The 17,001-nt window shown below is 69.4% G+C and carries 14 protein-coding genes; 2 read left to right on the forward strand and 12 right to left on the reverse strand.

Going from position 1 to position 17,001, the window contains the following annotated elements; translation table 11 throughout:
* Window positions 1-278 precede the first annotated feature (278 nt).
* The 12 genes from pgi to ACTWQF_RS30990 all read right to left on the reverse strand — a co-directional run bounded on the left by pgi (window position 279) and on the right by ACTWQF_RS30990 (window position 13,143).
* Window positions 279-1,961, reverse strand: coding sequence for a glucose-6-phosphate isomerase (gene pgi / locus ACTWQF_RS30935; protein WP_443283042.1), 1,683 nt, complete (start codon window positions 1,959-1,961; stop codon window positions 279-281).
* Window positions 1,962-2,128: 167 nt separating this feature from the next.
* A complete protein-coding gene (locus tag ACTWQF_RS30940) occupies window positions 2,129-2,464 on the reverse strand; it encodes an RNA polymerase-binding protein RbpA (RefSeq protein ID WP_162465822.1) in 336 nt (111 codons plus the stop codon).
* A gap of 256 nt (window positions 2,465-2,720) precedes the next feature.
* Window positions 2,721-2,957 carry a preprotein translocase subunit SecG gene (secG, locus tag ACTWQF_RS30945; protein WP_443246630.1) on the reverse strand — a complete coding sequence of 79 codons (237 nt, stop codon included), beginning with the start codon at window positions 2,955-2,957 and terminating at the stop codon, window positions 2,721-2,723.
* A 153-nt stretch (window positions 2,958-3,110) separates the two neighbouring features.
* On the reverse strand, window positions 3,111-3,887 hold the full coding sequence (tpiA, locus tag ACTWQF_RS30950) for a triose-phosphate isomerase (RefSeq protein WP_443283043.1): 777 nt from the start codon (window positions 3,885-3,887) through the stop codon (window positions 3,111-3,113).
* Window positions 3,888-3,983: 96 nt separating this feature from the next.
* Window positions 3,984-5,195: a phosphoglycerate kinase gene (locus tag ACTWQF_RS30955; protein ID WP_443283044.1), complete on the reverse strand. Its 1,212-nt coding sequence runs from the start codon at window positions 5,193-5,195 to the stop codon at window positions 3,984-3,986.
* Window positions 5,196-5,312: 117 nt separating this feature from the next.
* Window positions 5,313-6,317 (reverse strand): type I glyceraldehyde-3-phosphate dehydrogenase, encoded by a 1,005-nt coding sequence (gap, locus tag ACTWQF_RS30960; RefSeq protein WP_443283045.1) that lies wholly within the window; start codon window positions 6,315-6,317, stop codon window positions 5,313-5,315.
* A gap of 200 nt (window positions 6,318-6,517) precedes the next feature.
* A complete protein-coding gene (gene whiA, locus ACTWQF_RS30965) occupies window positions 6,518-7,495 on the reverse strand; it encodes a DNA-binding protein WhiA (RefSeq protein ID WP_016468208.1) in 978 nt (325 codons plus the stop codon).
* Complete coding sequence (locus ACTWQF_RS30970) at window positions 7,486-8,538, reverse strand: gluconeogenesis factor YvcK family protein (RefSeq protein ID WP_443283046.1); 1,053 nt, start codon at window positions 8,536-8,538, stop codon at window positions 7,486-7,488. Before ACTWQF_RS30970 ends, whiA begins: the two co-directional genes overlap by 10 nt.
* Before the next feature lie 5 nt (window positions 8,539-8,543).
* Window positions 8,544-9,488 (reverse strand): RNase adapter RapZ, encoded by a 945-nt coding sequence (gene rapZ / locus ACTWQF_RS30975; protein ID WP_443283047.1) that lies wholly within the window; start codon window positions 9,486-9,488, stop codon window positions 8,544-8,546.
* A gap of 59 nt (window positions 9,489-9,547) precedes the next feature.
* Complete coding sequence (gene uvrC, locus ACTWQF_RS30980) at window positions 9,548-11,617, reverse strand: excinuclease ABC subunit UvrC (protein ID WP_443283048.1); 2,070 nt, start codon at window positions 11,615-11,617, stop codon at window positions 9,548-9,550.
* Window positions 11,618-11,717: 100 nt separating this feature from the next.
* Entirely contained in the window at window positions 11,718-12,374 is a 657-nt protein-coding gene (locus ACTWQF_RS30985) for an MBL fold metallo-hydrolase (protein WP_443283049.1), read from the reverse strand.
* 67 nt (window positions 12,375-12,441) lie between these two features.
* Complete coding sequence (locus ACTWQF_RS30990) at window positions 12,442-13,143, reverse strand: maleylpyruvate isomerase family mycothiol-dependent enzyme (protein ID WP_443283050.1); 702 nt, start codon at window positions 13,141-13,143, stop codon at window positions 12,442-12,444.
* Window positions 13,144-13,338: 195 nt separating this feature from the next.
* Here ACTWQF_RS30990 and uvrA point away from each other — a divergent pair, with 195 nt between their 5' ends.
* Window positions 13,339-16,320 (forward strand): excinuclease ABC subunit UvrA, encoded by a 2,982-nt coding sequence (gene uvrA, locus ACTWQF_RS30995; protein ID WP_443283051.1) that lies wholly within the window; start codon window positions 13,339-13,341, stop codon window positions 16,318-16,320.
* A gap of 44 nt (window positions 16,321-16,364) precedes the next feature.
* Window positions 16,365-16,802 (forward strand): Rieske (2Fe-2S) protein, encoded by a 438-nt coding sequence (locus ACTWQF_RS31000; protein ID WP_443283052.1) that lies wholly within the window; start codon window positions 16,365-16,367, stop codon window positions 16,800-16,802.
* Window positions 16,803-17,001 lie beyond the last annotated feature (199 nt).

Consider the following 17,001-nt stretch of genomic DNA (forward strand, 5'->3'; position numbering starts at 1 on the left):
GGGGCCTCTTACTTTTCGCACGGCAACTTCTCCGCCACTTCCCCCATAGCCGCCTGCACAAGCGCTCAACCCCGTCTTCGATTTCGTCGATGAGGGACCGCGGCTCGTGGGGGAGGACCGGGAGTACGAGCGGCCGGGGACGGGGTGGGCCTGCTGTATCTGCCGGTCGCCGCCTGGGGGTTCCTCGTCCTCGCCGTGGCCGGGGACTACGCCCGGCGGATGCGGGACGGGCGGGCGCCCCGGTCGCAGGCCGCCCGCCCGTAAGTGAACACGCGCCCTCAGGCCGTACGGCCCCGCAGCGAGCGGTAGCGGTCGACCAGGGCTGAGGTGGAGGCGTCGAGACCCGGCACCTTCGCGCCCTCGGTGAGGGCGGGTTCGAGGCGCTTGGCGAGGACCTTGCCGAGTTCCACGCCCCACTGGTCGAAGGAGTCGATGTTCCAGATGGCGCCCTGGACGAAGACCTTGTGCTCGTACAGGGCGACGAGCTGGCCGAGCACCGAGGGGGTCAGTGCGGAGGCCAGGATGGTGGTCGTGGGCCGGTTGCCCGGGAACGTGCGGTGCGGCACCTGCGCCTCGGGGACGCCCTCGGCGCGCACCTCCTCCGCCGTCTTGCCGAAGGCGAGGGCCTGGCCCTGGGCGAAGAGGTTCGCCATCAGCAGGTCGTGCTGGTCGCGCAGGTCACCGAGCTCGGCGATGGGGTCGGCGAAGCCGAGCAGGTCGGCGGGGATCATCTTGGTGCCCTGGTGCAGCAACTGGTAGTAGGCGTGCTGGCCGTTGGTGCCGGGTGTGCCCCAGACGACGGGCCCGGTCTGCCAGTTGACGGGACCTCCCTCGCGGGTGGTCGACTTGCCGTTGGACTCCATGTCCAACTGCTGGAGGTAGGCGGTGAACTGGGACAGATAGTGGCTGTAGGGCAGTACGGCGTGCGACTGGGCATCGTGGAAGTTGCCGTACCACAGGCCCAACAGGCCCAGCAGCAGTGGTGCGTTGGACTCGAAGGGCGCCGTGCGGAAGTGCTCGTCCATGAGATGGAAGCCGGCGAGCATGTCGCCGAAGCACTCGGGCCCGATGGCCACCATCAGGGAGAGTCCGATGGCCGAGTCGTACGAGTAGCGACCGCCGACCCAGTCCCAGAACTCGAACATGTTGTCGGTGTTGATGCCGAACTCGGCAACCTTCTCCGCGTTGGTGGAGACGGCCACGAAGTGCTTGGCCACGGCCGCTTCTCCCCCAGCCTCCGGCCGGGAGGTGCCCCCACCCCCGAGCCCGGCCAGCAGCCAGGCGCGGGCGGCCTTGGCGTTGGTGATGGTCTCGATGGTGGTGAAGGTCTTGGAGGCGACGACGAAGAGGGTCTCGGCCGGATCCAGATCCCGGACCGCCTCGTGCAGGTCCGCGCCGTCCACGTTGGAGACGAAACGGAAGGTGATGTCCCGCCGGGTGTACGGGCGCAGCGCCTCATAGGCCATCTTCGGGCCGAGGTCCGAGCCGCCGATGCCGATGTTGACGACGTTCTTGATGCGCTCGCCGGTGTGGCCGCGCCAGTGGCCCTCACGGACCTTGCTCGCGAAGGTCCCCATCCGGATGAGCACTTGGTGCACCTTGCGCATCACGTTCTCGCCGTCCACCCGGACGGTCGCCGACTCGGGGGTGCGCAGAGCGGTGTGCAGAACGGCGCGGTCCTCGGTGACGTTGATCTTCTCGCCGTCGAACATCGCGTCCCGCAGCCGGGCCACTCCCGCAGCCTCGGCGAGCTGCCGCAGCAGACGCAACGTCTCGTCGGTGACCAGGTTCTTGGAGTAGTCGATGTGGAGGTCGCCGACCCGCACGGTGTAGCGCTCGGCGCGCTCCGGGTCGTCGTCGAACAGCCGCCGCAGGTGCGTGAGGCCGAACTCGTCGCGGTGCTTGGACAGCGCCTGCCACTCGGGCAGCTGGTCGAGTCGGGTGCGGCCTTCAGCGTTCATCAGCGAAACCAGCCCATTCCTCTCGTAACGAACCCCGCCGCCTCCAACCTAGACGATGGACGGCTCGGCCGCGCACCGCCCCTCGGTGCGTGGCCGAGCCGTCCATCGTTCGGTGTCATGAGTGTTGTACGGGTCATGACGGCGTCGGCGTATGGGCCTGGACCGCCTCAGATCTCGCCCCGGAGCTTGGCGAGCGCCTCGGCGAGAATGGCCTCGCCGTCGGCATCGCTGCGCCGCTCCCGCACATAGGCGAGGTGGGTCTTGTACGGCTCGGTGCGCGGGGGGTCCGGTGGGTTGTCCCGGTCCTTCCCGGCTGGGAAGCCACAGCGCGGGCAGTCCCAGGTCTCGGGGATCTGCGCGTCGCTGGCGAAGCTCGGCTGGGTCTCATGCCCGTTGGAGCACCAGAAGGAGATGCGGAGGCGGGGCGCGGACTCGCCTCGCTCGGCCTCCCCCATCGGCCCCGCTCCGACCCGGCTGCCCCGGATCGCGTTGCCACTTGCCACGGTCGTAACTCCCTGCCTCACGGTGCCACGGAGCGTCGGCACTGCGCGCTCCGCTGCGGGCGCCCTAGTGTACGTAGGGCCCAACGCACGCCCGGTGACCGGAGTTACTGCGTCGGTACCGGACGCGAACCCTCATGATAGGCAGGGGGTGCAACGCCCTGTCAGCCGTTGTGCGGGCTGCAACTGGCAAATGCCGGGTCCCGCATGCCGGATCGGACCCGTACGCCGCCCGGATCGGAACCGTACGACGCGGCGCTCAGTTCTCGAACTTCATCAGCAGGCCGAGCACGACGATGATGGCGAACCATGCCAGCCCGACGACGACCGTGATCCGGTCGAGGTTGCGCTCGGCGACCGACGAGCCGCCGACGGAGGACTGCATACCGCCGCCGAACATGTCGGAGAGGCCGCCGCCCTTGCCCTTGTGCATCAGCACCAGCAGCAACAGCAGGGCACTGAAGACGATGAGGGCGATTGAGAACCCCATGACCACGGCTGGACCAACTCTCTCGGATCGTGGCTGGACACTTAACGTTACGAACGCTTACGGGGGCCGGAGCACGAGCCCGGCCCCCGCAAGACTACGACGGGCTGCGGCCCGGCGTCACACGCCGGCGATCACCGGCGCCGATCACCGGCGGCCGGCTCACTGGTCGCGGAAGCGGACGATCTTGACGAACTCCTCCGCGTCCAGCGAGGCACCGCCGATCAGCGCGCCGTCGATGTCCGGCTGCGCCATGATCTTGGCGACGTTGCCCGCCTTGACGGAGCCGCCGTACTGGATGCGGACCTGCTTCGCGGTCTCCTCGTCGTACAGCTCGGCCAGCCGGCCGCGGATCGCGCCGCAGACCTCCTGGGCCTCCTCCTCGCCGCAGACCTTGCCGGTGCCGATGGCCCAGACCGGTTCGTAGGCGATGACCAGCTCGGCCACGGCCTCGGCGGGTACGTTCTTGAGACCGCCGTCGACCTGGGCGAGGGTGTGGCTGACGTGGTTGCCCGCCTCGCGGACCGCCAGCTCCTCACCGACGCAGACGATCGGGGTCAGGCCGTGCTTGATCGCGGCCTTCACCTTGGCGTTGACGACCGGCTCGTCCTCACCGTGGTACTGACGGCGCTCGGAGTGGCCGATGGCGACGAAGGTGCAGTTGAGCTTCGCCAGCATCGGAGCGGAGATCTCGCCGGTGTAGGCGCCGGAGTCGTGCGCCGAGAGGTCCTGCGCGCCGTACTTGATCCGCAGCTTGTCGCCGTCGACCAGCGTCTGGACCGAGCGCAGGTCGGTGAAGGGCGGCAGGACCGCGACCTCCACGGCTTCATAGTCCTTGTCCGTGAGCGCGAAGGCGAGCTTCTGGACGTGGGCGATGGCCTCGAGGTGGTTGAGGTTCATCTTCCAGTTGCCCGCCATCAGCGGGGTACGGGTAGCCATGCCCCTCCTTTCTTGTTCGCTTCTCCGCCCGCGCGGCGCAGTGCGAGTCTCGTAGTTGTCTGCGGCCCGGCAGCCGCGCGTGCGACGCTCACGGCGTCAGTCCTCCAGTGCGGCCAGGCCGGGAAGCGTCTTGCCCTCGAGATACTCGAGGCTGGCGCCACCGCCGGTCGAGATGTGTCCGAACGCGTTCTCGTCGAAGCCCAGCTGACGGACCGCGGCAGCGCTGTCGCCGCCGCCGACGACCGTGAAGGCGGGAGAGTCGAGCAGCCCCTGCGCGACGGCCTTGGTGCCCTCGGCGAAGTCCGGGTGCTCGAAGACGCCCATCGGACCGTTCCAGAAGACGGTGGCCGCGTCGGCGAGCTTCGCGGCGTAGAGCTTACGGCTCTGCGGGCCGATGTCCAGGCCTTCCAGCTCGGCGGGGATGGCATCCGCTGCCACGACTGTCGGGTTGGCCGGTTCCTTGGTCTTCAGATCGGGGAACTCGGGGGCCGCCAGCACGTCGACCGGCAGCACGAACTCCACGCCCAGCTCCTCGGCGCGCTCCAGATAGCCCTTGACGGCGGGAATCTGGTCCTCCTGGAGCAGCGACTTGCCGACCTCGTACCCCTGGGCCTTGAGGAAGGTGTACGCCATACCGCCGCCGATCAGCAGCCGGTCGGCCTTGCCCAGCAGGTGGTCGATGACGCCGAGCTTGTCGGAGACCTTGGCGCCGCCCAGGACCACGGCGTAGGGCCGCTTGACGTCCTCGGTGAGCTTCTTCAGCACGCCGACCTCGGTGGCGATCAGATGGCCGGCGGCGTGCGGAAGGCGCGCCGGGAGGTCGTACACCGAAGCGTGCTTGCGGTGCACGGCGCCGAAGCCATCGCTCACGTACGCGTCGGCGAGTGCGGCCAGTTCGTCGGCGAAGGCGCCCCGCTCGGCGTCGTCCTTGCTCGTCTCACCGGCGTTGAAGCGGAGGTTCTCCAGCAGCGTGACCCCGCCGTCGGCGGTCTCGCCGACGGTGGCCTTCGCGCTGTCCCCCACGGTGTCGGCCGCGAACGCGACCTGGATGCCGAGGAGTTCGCCGAGCCGCTGCGCCACGGGCGCGAGCGAGAACTGCGGGTCCGGGGCGCCCTTGGGGCGGCCCAGATGGGAGGCCACGACCACGCGTGCGCCGCTCTCGGCGAGCTTGAGAATCGTGGGGACGGCGGCCCTGATCCGGCCGTCGTCGGTGATGGTGCCGTCGTCGAGCGGGACGTTGAGGTCGGCACGGACGAAGACCCGCTTGCCGGACACGCCCTCGCCGACGAGTTCGTCGATCGTCTTCATGGATGGCTCCTGGTTCGGGCCCGGGGCAGCGACCCGGGGAATACGCAGAAAACGCAGCATGGGACAGGGCTCGTGCGCGGCGCACGAGCCCTGTCGTTCACCTAGGTCCGCCCGGGTTCAGAGCTGGGCGCCGACGTAGCCGGTGAGGTCGACCAGCCGGTTCGAGTAGCCCCACTCGTTGTCGTACCAACCGATGATCTTGGCCTGGTTGCCGTCGACCATGGTGAGGGAGGCGTCGAAGGTGCAGGACGGCGGCTGGTTGACGATGTCCGAGGAGACGATCTGGTCCTCGGTGTACTCGACGATGCGCTGCAGCTGGCCCTCGGCGGCCTTCTTGAAGGCGGCGTTGACCTCGTCCCTGGTGGTCTCGCGCTTGAGTTCCAGCACCAGGTCGGTGACGGAGCCGGTGGGGACCGGGACGCGCATGGCGATACCGTCCAGGCGGCCCTTGAGCTGCGGCAGAACCAGCGCGGTGGCCTTGGCGGCACCGGTGGTGGTCGGGATGATGTTCTCGGCGGCGGCCCGGGCGCGGCGCAGGTCCTTGTGCGGGAAGTCCAGGATGCGCTGGTCGTTGGTGTAGGCGTGCACCGTGGTCATCAGACCGCGCTCGATGCCGAAGTTCTCGTCCATGATCTTCGCCATCGGCGCCACACAGTTGGTGGTGCAGGAGGCGTTGGAGATCACGTGGTGGTTGGCGGCGTCGTACTTGTCCTCGTTGACGCCCATCACCACGGTGATGTCCTCCTGCTTGGCCGGAGCCGAGATGAGGACCTTCTTGGCGCCCGCCGCCAGGTGCTTGGCAGCGTCGTCGCGCTTGGTGAAGATGCCGGTGGACTCGACCACGATGTCGGCGCCCAGCTCGCCCCAGGGGAGCTTGGCCGGGTCCTTCTCCGCCATCGTCTTGAAGGTCTGCTTGCCGACCGTGATGGTGTCCTCGGTGTGGCTGACCTCCTGCTGCAGGCGGCCCAGCACGGTGTCGTACTTGAGCAGGTGCACCAGGGTGGCGTTGTCGGTCAGGTCGTTGACACCGACGATCTCGATGTCCGCACCCTGGTTCAGCAGCGCGCGGAAGTAGTTACGACCGATACGGCCAAAGCCGTTGATGCCTACGCGGATCGTCACGAACCGATCTCCTCGCTAGGTACGCCGGTACGGACACCGGCGAGGGCTGTTTGGGATGTCCCCGACCGACTCCGACCCTACCTCTCCATTGCGGCGGGGCTCACATCGGCTGGGCGGGCAAATCCGGACGGCTCAGGCGAGCACGGGGCGGCTCAACTGGCCATTGCGCCAGGCCCTGAGCCAACCGCAGCCCGGTCGGATCAGCCGACCATTTCCTCGGTCAGATTCGACTCGGTTCCGGGGATACCGAGGTCCTGTGCGCGCTTGTCCGCCATGGCCAGCAGCCGCCGGATCCGGCCCGCCACCGCGTCCTTGGTCAGCGGCGGGTCGGCAAGCGCACCCAGCTCCTCCAGCGAAGCCTGCTTGTGCTCCATCCGCAGCCGCCCGGCCGCGGCTAGGTGCTCGGGCACCTCGTCGCCGAGGATCTCCAGCGCGCGCTGCACCCGGGCACCGGCGGCGACGGCGGCGCGGGCCGAGCGGCGCAGATTGGCGTCGTCGAAGTTGGCGAGCCGGTTGGCGGTGGCCCGCACCTCGCGGCGCATCCGTCGCTCCTCCCACGCCAGCACCGACTCATGGGCGCCGAGGCGGGTCAACAGCGCGCCGATGGCATCACCGTCCCGGACGACAACGCGGTCCACGCCGCGCACCTCGCGGGCCTTGGCAGCGATCTGAAGTCTGCGGGCCGCGCCGACCAGGGCCAGCGCCGCCTCGGGCCCTGGGCAGGTGACCTCCAGCGATGAGCTGCGCCCCGGCTCGGTCAGCGAGCCGTGCGCAAGGAACGCGCCGCGCCAGGCCGCCTCCGCGTCACAGGTGGCCCCCGAGACCACCTGCGGGGGCAGCCCTCTGATGGGGCGGCCACGGCCGTCGACGAGGCCGGTCTGCCGGGCGAGCTGGTCACCGCCCGCAACCACCCGTACGACGTACCGGCTGTTGCGGCGCAGTCCGCTGGGGGCCATCACCACCAGGTCGGAGGAGTGTCCGAAGATCTCCAGGATGTCCTTGCGGAGCCGGCGCGCCGCAATGCCCGTGTCCAGCTCCGCCTCGATCACGATCCGGCCGCTCACCAGGTGCAGCCCACCCGCGAAGCGCAGGATCGACGAGACCTCTGACTTCCGGCAGCAGGTCCGGGTGACGGGGAGCCGGGAGATCTCGTCCTTCACCGCAGGCGTCATCGCCATGGGCCGATCCTTCCATGCATCCGAAAAATACGGTCGTACGCGGCGGCCAGCAGCTCCGGGTCGTGCCGGGCGACTCCTCCCCCGGACTCTGTCCGGGAGGTGCCCCCAGCTGCCGCTACGGGCGCCAGCTCGACCTTCCCGCCGAGCTGGTCGGCGGCCTCGCTCAGGGAGTCCTGGTCGGGCACGGCATCCTGGTCGGCCAGCACCACGTCGAAGGCGAGTTTAGGTGCGTGTCGGGCCAAAACCTCCAAATGACGCTGCGGGGAAAAACCGTCCGTTTCCCCCGGCTGGGGAGCAAGGTTGAGAGAGAGGACCTTCCGGGCCTTGGTCTCGGTCAGTGCCTCCAGCAGCTCCGGCACCAGCAGATGCGGGATGACGGAGGAGAACCAGGAGCCGGGGCCGAGCACCACCCAGTCGGCGTCCAGCACGGCGCGTACGGCCTCGGGGACCGCCGGTGGGTCATTGGGGACCAGATGCACCTTCTGCACCTCACCGGGGGTGAGCGCGACGGTGGCCTGGCCCCGGACGGTGGACAGCTCGTCGGGGCGCGCGGGGTCGTGACCGCGCACGCTGGCGCGCAGCTCCAGCGGTACGGCGGACATGGGTAGCACCCGGCCGTGCGCTCCCAGCAGCTTGCCGACCAGATCGAGTGCCTGGACGTGGTCGCCCAGCTGTTCCCACAGGGCGACGATCAGCAGATTGCCGACCGCGTGTTCGTGCAGCTCGCCTCTGCTTTCGAAGCGGTGCTGGATGACCTGGGCCCAGGTGCGGCCCCACTCGTCGTCCCCGCACAGCGCCGCGAGCGCCTTGCGCAGGTCGCCGGGGGGCAGTACGCCCAGCTCGTCGCGGAGCCGGCCGCTGGAGCCGCCGTCGTCGGCGACGGTGACCACCGCTGTGAGGTCTCCGGTGATACGGCGCAGCGCCGTCAGCGACGCCGACAGGCCCATGCCGCCGCCGAGCGCCACCACCTTGGGCTGCTTGGAGGTGAGGCCGCGCAGTGTCGCGCGCCGTCCGACCAGATGCCGCAGGCTGCTAGGGGCCATGGGCGTCACTCACGTCCCATGTCACGGTGGACGATCACCGTCTCCACGCCGCCGTCGGAGAGCCGGCGGGCCAGCTTCTCGGACATGGCGACGCTGCGGTGCTTGCCCCCGGTGCAGCCGACGGCGACGGTGACGTACCGCTTGCCCTCCCTGCGGTAGCCGGCGGCGATCAGCTGGAGCAACTCGGTGTAGCGGTCCAGGAACTCCTTGGCACCGGGCTGGTTGAAGACGTAGTTGGAGACCTCCTCGCTGGTGCCCGTGTAGGGGCGCAGCTCGGGGACCCAGTGCGGGTTGGGCAGGAAGCGGCAGTCGACCACCAGATCGGCGTCCACGGGCAGCCCGTACTTGTAGCCGAACGACATGACGGTGGCGCGCAGTTCGGGCTCTTCCTCACCGGCGAACTGGGCGTCCAGCTTGGCGCGCAGCTCGTGCACATTGAGGCTGGAGGTGTCGATCACCAGATCGGCGTCGCCGCGCAGCTCGCGCAGCAGATCGCGTTCGGCGGCGATGCCGTCCACGATGCGACCGTCGCCCTGCAGCGGGTGGGGGCGGCGCACGGACTCGAAACGGCGCACCAGGGCCTCGTCGGACGCCTCCAGGAAGACGATCCGCCGAGCCACGTTGAAGGCCGCCAGGTCGGCGAGGGAGCCCTTGAGGTTGTCGAAGAAGTTACGGCCGCGTACGTCGACCACCACGGCGATCCGGGCCACGTTCCCCTGCGACCTGGCGCCGAGCTCGACCATCGTCGGGATCAGCTCGGGCGGGAGGTTGTCGACGACGAACCAGCCCAGGTCCTCCAGACACTTGGCGGCGGTGCTGCGGCCGGCGCCCGACATCCCGGAGATGATCACCAGCTCCGGAATGGTCGCACCCGCCGCCTCATCCGGCTGCGCCGGTTGGGGCGTACTCACTTCGGCTCCGTCTCCGCGCTGCTCGCGTTCCGCGCTCATGCTGTCATCCCCCGACATATCGATCTTCGTGCCACCGGTTCACTCTTACTCGTTCTTGTTCACTCTTCTTCAACGATCTCACCGGTTGCCGTGTTCACCGCGGGGCCCGGGGCGGCCGTCTGGGAGAGGGCCGCGGCGACCGTCTCGGCGGTCTTCCGGCCCACGCCCGGGACCTGGGAGATCTCCTCGACGGAGGCCGCACGCAGCTTCTTGACCGAGCCGAAGTGCTTGAGCAGGGCTTTCTTACGAGTCTCCCCCAGACCCGGCACGGCATCCAGCGGGCTGCTGCGGAGCCGCTTGCCGCGCTTGCCCCGCTGGTAGCGGATCGCGAAGCGGTGGGCCTCGTCACGGACGCGCTGGAGCAGGTAGAGGCCCTCGCTGCTGCGCGGCAGCACCACCGGATCGCTCTCGCCGGGCAGCCACACCTCCTCCAGCCGCTTGGCCAGCCCGCAGACGGCCACGTCGTCGACGCCGAGCTCGTCCAGCGCTGCCTGCGCGGCCGCCACCTGCGGCTGGCCGCCGTCGACGACCACCAGCTGCGGGGGGTAGGCGAACTTCTTGGGGCGGCCCTCCTCGTCCCGGGTGGCGCCCTGCGCCGGCTGCTGGGGCGCGGGCCCGGTGGCGGGGCGTGGCTGGGAGGTCCCGCCCCCCGGCCCGGACTCCAGCTCGCCGCCCAGCTCCTCCTCCGGCCACTCGCCGGTCTTCTGCTTCTCCACGAGATAGCGGCGGAAGCGGCGGCTGATGACCTCGTGCATGGACCGAACGTCGTCCTGCCCCGCGAAGGATTTGATCTGGAAGCGGCGGTACTCGCTCTTGCGGGCCAGGCCGTCCTCGAAGACGACCATGGAGGCCACCACGTCGTCGCCCTGGAGGTGCGAGATGTCGAAGCACTCGATCCGCAGCGGCGCCGAGTCCAGGTCGAGCGCCTCGGCGATCTCCTCCAGGGCACGGGAGCGGGTGGTCAGATCGGAGGCACGCTTGGTCTTGTGCAGCACCAGCGCGTGCTCGGCGTTGCGGTTGACCGTCTCCATCAGGGCACGTTTGTCGCCGCGCTGCGGGATGCGCAGGCTCACCTGGGCGCCCCGGCGTTCGGTCAGCCACTGGGTTATCGGCTCCACCGGTTCGGGCAGCGCCGGGACCAGCACCTCCTTGGGCACGCCCCCGCTGCCGCCGCCGGCGGACGCGTCGCCCTGTTCGGCGCCGTAGAGCTGCTGGAGGGCGTGCTCGACCAGCTCGGCGGTGCCGACCTCCTCGACCTTGTCGGTGACCCAGCCGCGCTGGCCGCGTACCCGCCCGCCACGTACGTGGAAGATCTGGACGGCCGCCTCCAGCTCGTCCTCGGCCACCGCGATGAGATCCGCGTCGGTGGCGTCGGTGAGCACCACCGCGTTCTTCTCCATCGCCCGCTTGAGCGCGTCGATGTCGTCCCGCAGCCGGGCGGCGCGTTCATACTCCAGCTCCTCGGCCGCCTCCTGCATCTCGCGCTCCAGGCGGCGCAGGTACGAACCCGTGTGCCCGGCCATGAAGTCGCAGAATTCCTCGGCCAGTTCGCGGTGCTCCTCGGGAGTGACCCGGCCGACACAGGGCGCCGAGCACTTGCCGATGTAGCCGAGCAGACAGGGACGGCCGATCTGCGCCGAGCGTTTGAAGACCCCCGCCGAGCAGGTGCGCACGGGGAAGACCCGCAGCAGCAGATCGACCGTCTCGCGGATGGCCCACGCTTGCCCGTACGGACCGAAGTAGCGCACGCCCTTCTTCTTCGGGCCGCGCATCACCTGGACGCGGGGGAACTCCTCGTTCATCGTCACCGCGAGGGACGGGTAGCTCTTGTCGTCGCGGTATTTGACGTTGAACCGCGGGTCGAACTCCTGGATCCAGGTGTACTCGAGCTGGAGCGCCTCGACCTCGGTGGTCACGACGGTCCACTCGACGGAGGCGGCCGTCGTCACCATCGTGCGGGTGCGCGGATGCAGCCCGGCGAGGTCCTGGAAGTAGTTGTTGAGCCGCTGGCGGAGGCTTTTCGCCTTGCCGACGTAGATCACCCTGCGGTGCTCGTCACGGAAGCGGTAGACCCCGGGCGAGTCGGGGATCTCTCCCGGTTTGGGACGGTAGGTGGAGGGGTCTGCCATGTGGCCCACCCTACTGTCGCGCACCGACAGCGATCAGCGTCCGGCGGCCACGGGAGGGCGCGCGGCACCCGTGTCCACGCCCTCCCGGTACCTCCGCCGACTACCAGCCGCGTTCGCGCCACTCCGCCAGGTGCGGGCGCTCCGCGCCGAGGGTGGTGTCCGCGCCGTGGCCGGGGTAGACCCAGGTTTCGTCGGGGAGTTGGCCGAAAAGCTTGTTCTCGACGTCGTCGATGAGGCGGGCGAAGTTCTCCGCGCTGCCGAAGGTGTTGCCCACTCCGCCCGGGAAGAGGCAGTCGCCGGTGAACAGGTGCGGGGGGCCGCTCGGGTCGTCGTAGACCAGGGCGATCGAGCCGGGGGTGTGCCCGGTCAGATGGCGGGCCGTCAGCTCGACCTCGCCGACGCGCAGCGTGTCGCCGTCGTCCAGCAGCACGTCGGTGGGGACGGGGATGCCCTCGGCGTCGTCCCGCCCGGCGTAGGTGCGCGCACCGGTGGCGCCCACCACCTCGGCGAGCGCCTGCCAGTGGTCGCCGTGCCGGTGCGTGGTGACGACGGAGGCGATGCCGTCGTCACCGATGAGGCCGAGCAGGGTCTGCGCATCGTTCGCGGCGTCGACCAGTAGCTGCTCGCCGGTGGCCCGGCAGCGCAGCAGATACGCGTTGTTGTCCATGGGGCCGACGGCGACCTTGGAGATCATCAGATCTCGCAGCTCATGCACATCCGCGGGGCCGCCGACCTGTACCGTTCCGCTGTATGGCATGCCGCCAGCCTAGGGTGTGCCCTCCACATTTTGCGTGCCCGGCACGGACAGGAGCAGCGCCTTACGGCTAGAGCGGGGGCAGCGCAGGCAGTGGGCCGCGTGCCGACAGACCGCTGCCGTTCGTACGGCCGGTCAGCCAGCCGACGAGGGCGACAGGACTGCCGGCCACCACAACAGGGCCGTCCGCGCCCGCCTCCTTGGCGCCGGTACGCCAACTTCGGCCGTCCTCGGCGCGCAGCTCGACGGCGACCGGGATGTCGGGGTGCTCCGAGAAGCGGCGGGCCATGTTGGCCAGCTCCCGGTCCACGAAGGTGCCCGGCAGGTCCTCCAGCGTGTATCCGATGCCGAGGTCCACGTGGTGCAGCTCGACCTCGATCCAGCGTCGGAACGGGACGGAGGAGGCGAGATCGGTCACACCGTTGCGGAGGGTGACGGTGCGGTTCCAGTCCTCGTCCCCGAGTGCCGCGAAGGCGCTCTCCAGGCGGGAGGAGCTGGCCCGGACATCGTCGACCAGCTCGTCGAGGGAGCGGTCGGCGCCGCGCTCGATGTCCGCCTCACGGGCTTCGGCGCCGGCGTACATCGGCTTGCCCGCCAGCACGTTGACGAGGGCGTCGGCGTTGCGGGCGAGGTGGGTGAGCACGTGGGCGCGGGTCCAGCCCGGCAGGTGCGAGGGCTCGGCCACCTCGGGGGCCTCCAGCTTGACGGTGTGGCTGAGCAGGTGACCGGTCGCGGTCCGTACGAGTTCGGCGTCGTGCGCAGGCGTGGTCATGATCCAAAGCTACTGGGGTCCCTCGTTCGTGGGGAAGATGGCGAGGCCCGCCGTAATTCGAAAGCACGTGCTATAGAGTCGGGGCCGGCTCCCGAACCGGAAGCGAACGACACTCCGGGCGGCGCCGTCCTACTCTTGGTCGGGGCTCCCGCGCCGTCGCGGGCCCCGATTCCCACACGAAAGGTGCCAACAGGCGTGGCCGATCGTCTTCTCGTCCGTGGCGCTCGCGAGCACAACCTGCAGAACGTCTCGATAGACCTCCCCCGTGACTCGCTCATCGTCTTCACGGGGCTCTCGGGCTCCGGGAAGTCCTCGCTCGCCTTCGACACGATTTTCGCCGAGGGTCAGCGACGCTACGTGGAGTCGCTGTCCGCCTACGCACGGCAGTTCCTCGGGCAGATGGACAAGCCCGACGTCGACTTCATCGAGGGCCTCTCCCCCGCGGTCTCCATCGACCAGAAGTCGACCTCGCGCAACCCGCGCTCGACGGTGGGCACCATCACCGAGGTCTACGACTATCTGCGGCTGCTCTACGCCCGCATCGGCAAGCCGCACTGTCCGGTCTGCGGCCAGCCGATCGCCCGCCAGTCGCCGCAGGCCATCGTGGACAAGGTGCTCGACCTGGAGGAGGGCAGCCGCTTCCAGGTGCTCTCCCCGCTGGTGCGCCAGCGCAAGGGCGAGTTCGTCGACCTCTTCAACGAGCTCCAGACCAAGGGCTACAGCCGCGCCCGGGTCGACGGAGAGACCATCCAGCTGTCCGAGCCGCCGCAGCTGAAGAAGCAGGAGAAACACACGATCGAGGTGGTCGTCGACCGCCTGACCGTCAAGAGCAGCGCCAAGCGGCGGCTCACCGACTCGGTGGAAACCGCGCTCGGCCTCTCCGGCGGCATGGTCATCCTCGACTTCGTCGACCTGGAGCCGGACGACCCGCAGCGGGAGCGGATGTACTCCGAGCACCTGTACTGCCCCCAGGACGACCTCTCGTTCGAGGAGCTGGAGCCGCGCTCCTTCTCCTTCAACTCGCCCTTCGGCGCCTGCCAGGTGTGCACCGGCATCGGCACCCGGATGGAGGTCGACCCGGAGCTGATCGTCCCCGACGAGGACAAGTCGCTGGACGAGGGCGCACTGCACCCCTGGTCGCACGGGCACACCAAGGAGTACTTCGGCCGCCTCATCGGCGCGCTGGCCGACGCGCTCGGCTTCCGTACGGACATCCCGTGGGCGGGGCTGCCCGCGCGCGCCAAGAAGGCGCTGCTGCACGGCCACAAGACACAGGTCGAGGTCCGCTACCGCAACCGGTACGGCAGGGAGCGCGCGTACACCACCGCGTTCGAGGGCGTCGTCCCGTTCGTCAAGCGGCGGCACTCGGAGGCGGAGACCGACAGCAGCCGGGAACGCTTCGAGGGCTATATGCGCGAGGTGAACTGCCCGGCCTGTGAGGGCACCCGGCTCAAGCCGCTGGTGCTGGCCGTGACCGTGCAGGGCAGGTCCATCGCGGAGGTCTCCGCGATGTCGATCAACGAGTGCGCCGAGTTCCTGCGCGAGATGCAGCTGACCGGACGCGACAGGCAGATTGCCGAGCGGGTGCTCAAAGAGGTCAACGAGCGGCTGCGCTTCCTGGTCGACGTCGGCCTGGACTATCTGACGCTCAACCGCGCCGCAGGCACCCTCTCCGGCGGCGAGGCCCAGCGCATCCGGCTGGCCACCCAGATCGGCTCCGGGCTGGTCGGCGTGTTGTACGTACTGGACGAGCCCTCCATCGGCCTGCACCAGCGCGACAACCACCGGCTGATCGAGACCCTGGTGCGGCTCCGCGACCTGGGCAACACGCTCATCGTCGTCGAACACGACGAGGACACCATCAAGGCGTCCGACTGGGTGGTGGACATCGGCCCCGGCGCCGGCGAGCACGGCGGCAAGGTCGTACACAGCGGCCCGTTGAAGCAGCTGCTGGCCAACGAGGACTCCGTCACCGGCGACTATCTGTCCGGCAAGCGCGAGATCCCCACCCCGACGGTGCGCCGCCCCATCGACCCGGAACGGCAGTTGACCGTACGCGGCGCGCGCGAGAACAACCTCCGCAACATCGACGTCTCCTTCCCGCTGGGCGTCCTGACCGCCGTCACCGGCGTGTCCGGGTCCGGCAAGTCGACGCTGGTCAACGACATCCTCTACACGCACCTGGCGCGCGAGTTGCAGGGTGCCAAGACGGTGCCCGGCAGGCACACCCGCGTCGAGGGTGACGACCTGGTCGACAAGGTCGTGCACGTCGACCAGTCGCCGATCGGCCGTACGCCGCGCTCGAACCCGGCCACGTACACCGGCGTCTTCGACCACGTACGCAAGCTGTTCGCCGAGACGACGGAGGCGAAGGTCCGCGGCTACCAGCAGGGCCGCTTCTCCTTCAACGTCAAGGGCGGCCGCTGCGAGAACTGCGCGGGCGACGGCACCATCAAGATCGAGATGAACTTCCTGCCGGACGTGTACGTCCCCTGCGAGGTCTGCCACGGTGCGCGCTACAACCGGGAGACCCTGGAGGTGCACTACAAGGGCAAGAACATCGCCGAGGTCCTGGACATGCCGATAGAGCAGGCCCTGGACTTCTTCGAGGCGGTGCCCGCCATCGCCCGTCACCTCAGGACGCTCAACGATGTCGGCCTGGGGTATGTGCGGCTCGGCCAGTCCGCGCCGACTCTTTCGGGTGGTGAGGCGCAGCGGGTGAAGCTCGCCAGTGAGCTCCAGAAGCGGTCGACGGGACGCACCGTCTATGTGCTGGACGAGCCCACGACCGGTCTCCACTTCGAGGACATCAGGAAGCTGATCGGCGTTCTGGACGGCCTGGTCGAAAAGGGCAACTCGGTGATGGTCATCGAGCACAACCTCGACGTCATCAAGACCGCCGACTGGGTCGTGGATCTCGGTCCGGAGGGCGGCAACGGCGGTGGCCTGGTGATCGCCGAGGGCACCCCGGAGCAGGTGGCTGCGGAGCCGACCAGCCACACCGGTAAGTTCCTGCGCGACGTGCTGGGCGACCGGGTCAGCGACGCGGACCCGGTGAGGCCCGCCGCGAAGAACGCCCCCGCGAAGCGCGCTGCCGCGAAGAAGGCCCCGGCGAGGAAGGCCCCCGCCGCCGCCAAGGGTGCCGCCGCCAAGAAGTCGGCGGCCCGCAAGAGCTGATCGGGTGTGCACGCCCGGTGCGCCGATGGGCGCGGCGGACTAGAGTGCGGCGCGTGACGACGAGCGAGGAAACGCCGGCCACGCGCCGCACCGTGCTGTGCGGCGCCGCGTTGGCTGCACTGGGACTGACCGCCGCGGCGTGCGGCGGAGGCGGCGGATCCGACGAGGGATCAGCAGCACCGACGTCCGACAAGCCTGTCGAGCTGGGCGACGCGGAAGCCGTGCCGGTGGGCGGCGCCAAGCTGTTCGCCGAGCAGAAGATGCTGGTGTCACAGCCCGAGAAGGGTGATTTCAAGGCGTTCAGCGCCGTGTGCACCCACCAGGGGGCCCTGCTCGGCGAGATCGACGGTGAGGTCGCGGTGTGTCCGCGGCACGGGAGCCGTTTCCAGGTGGACACCGGCAAGGTGGCGAAGGGCCCCGCCTCCAAGGCGCTGCCCTCGGTACCGGTGAAGGTGAAGAAGGGGAAGCTCATGGCGGGCTAACGGTTGGTGGATCCCCCTGCGGCCAACCGGTGGAAGAAACGCAGCGTTTCCTGCGACTTCGCTCCGTCCCTCTGGTGTGGACAGGTCCCCCTTGGGACCCTGTGCGGCACTGTGCGCAAAAAGTGCCGAGAACACTGGTCTTTGTGGGGGACGTTGTGAGACAGGTCCACGCTCGCGCAAGACTCGCCAGGTCGCTGCT

Source organism: Streptomyces sp. 8N114, assembly GCF_052245835.1.
Classification (GTDB): domain Bacteria; phylum Actinomycetota; class Actinomycetes; order Streptomycetales; family Streptomycetaceae; genus Streptomyces.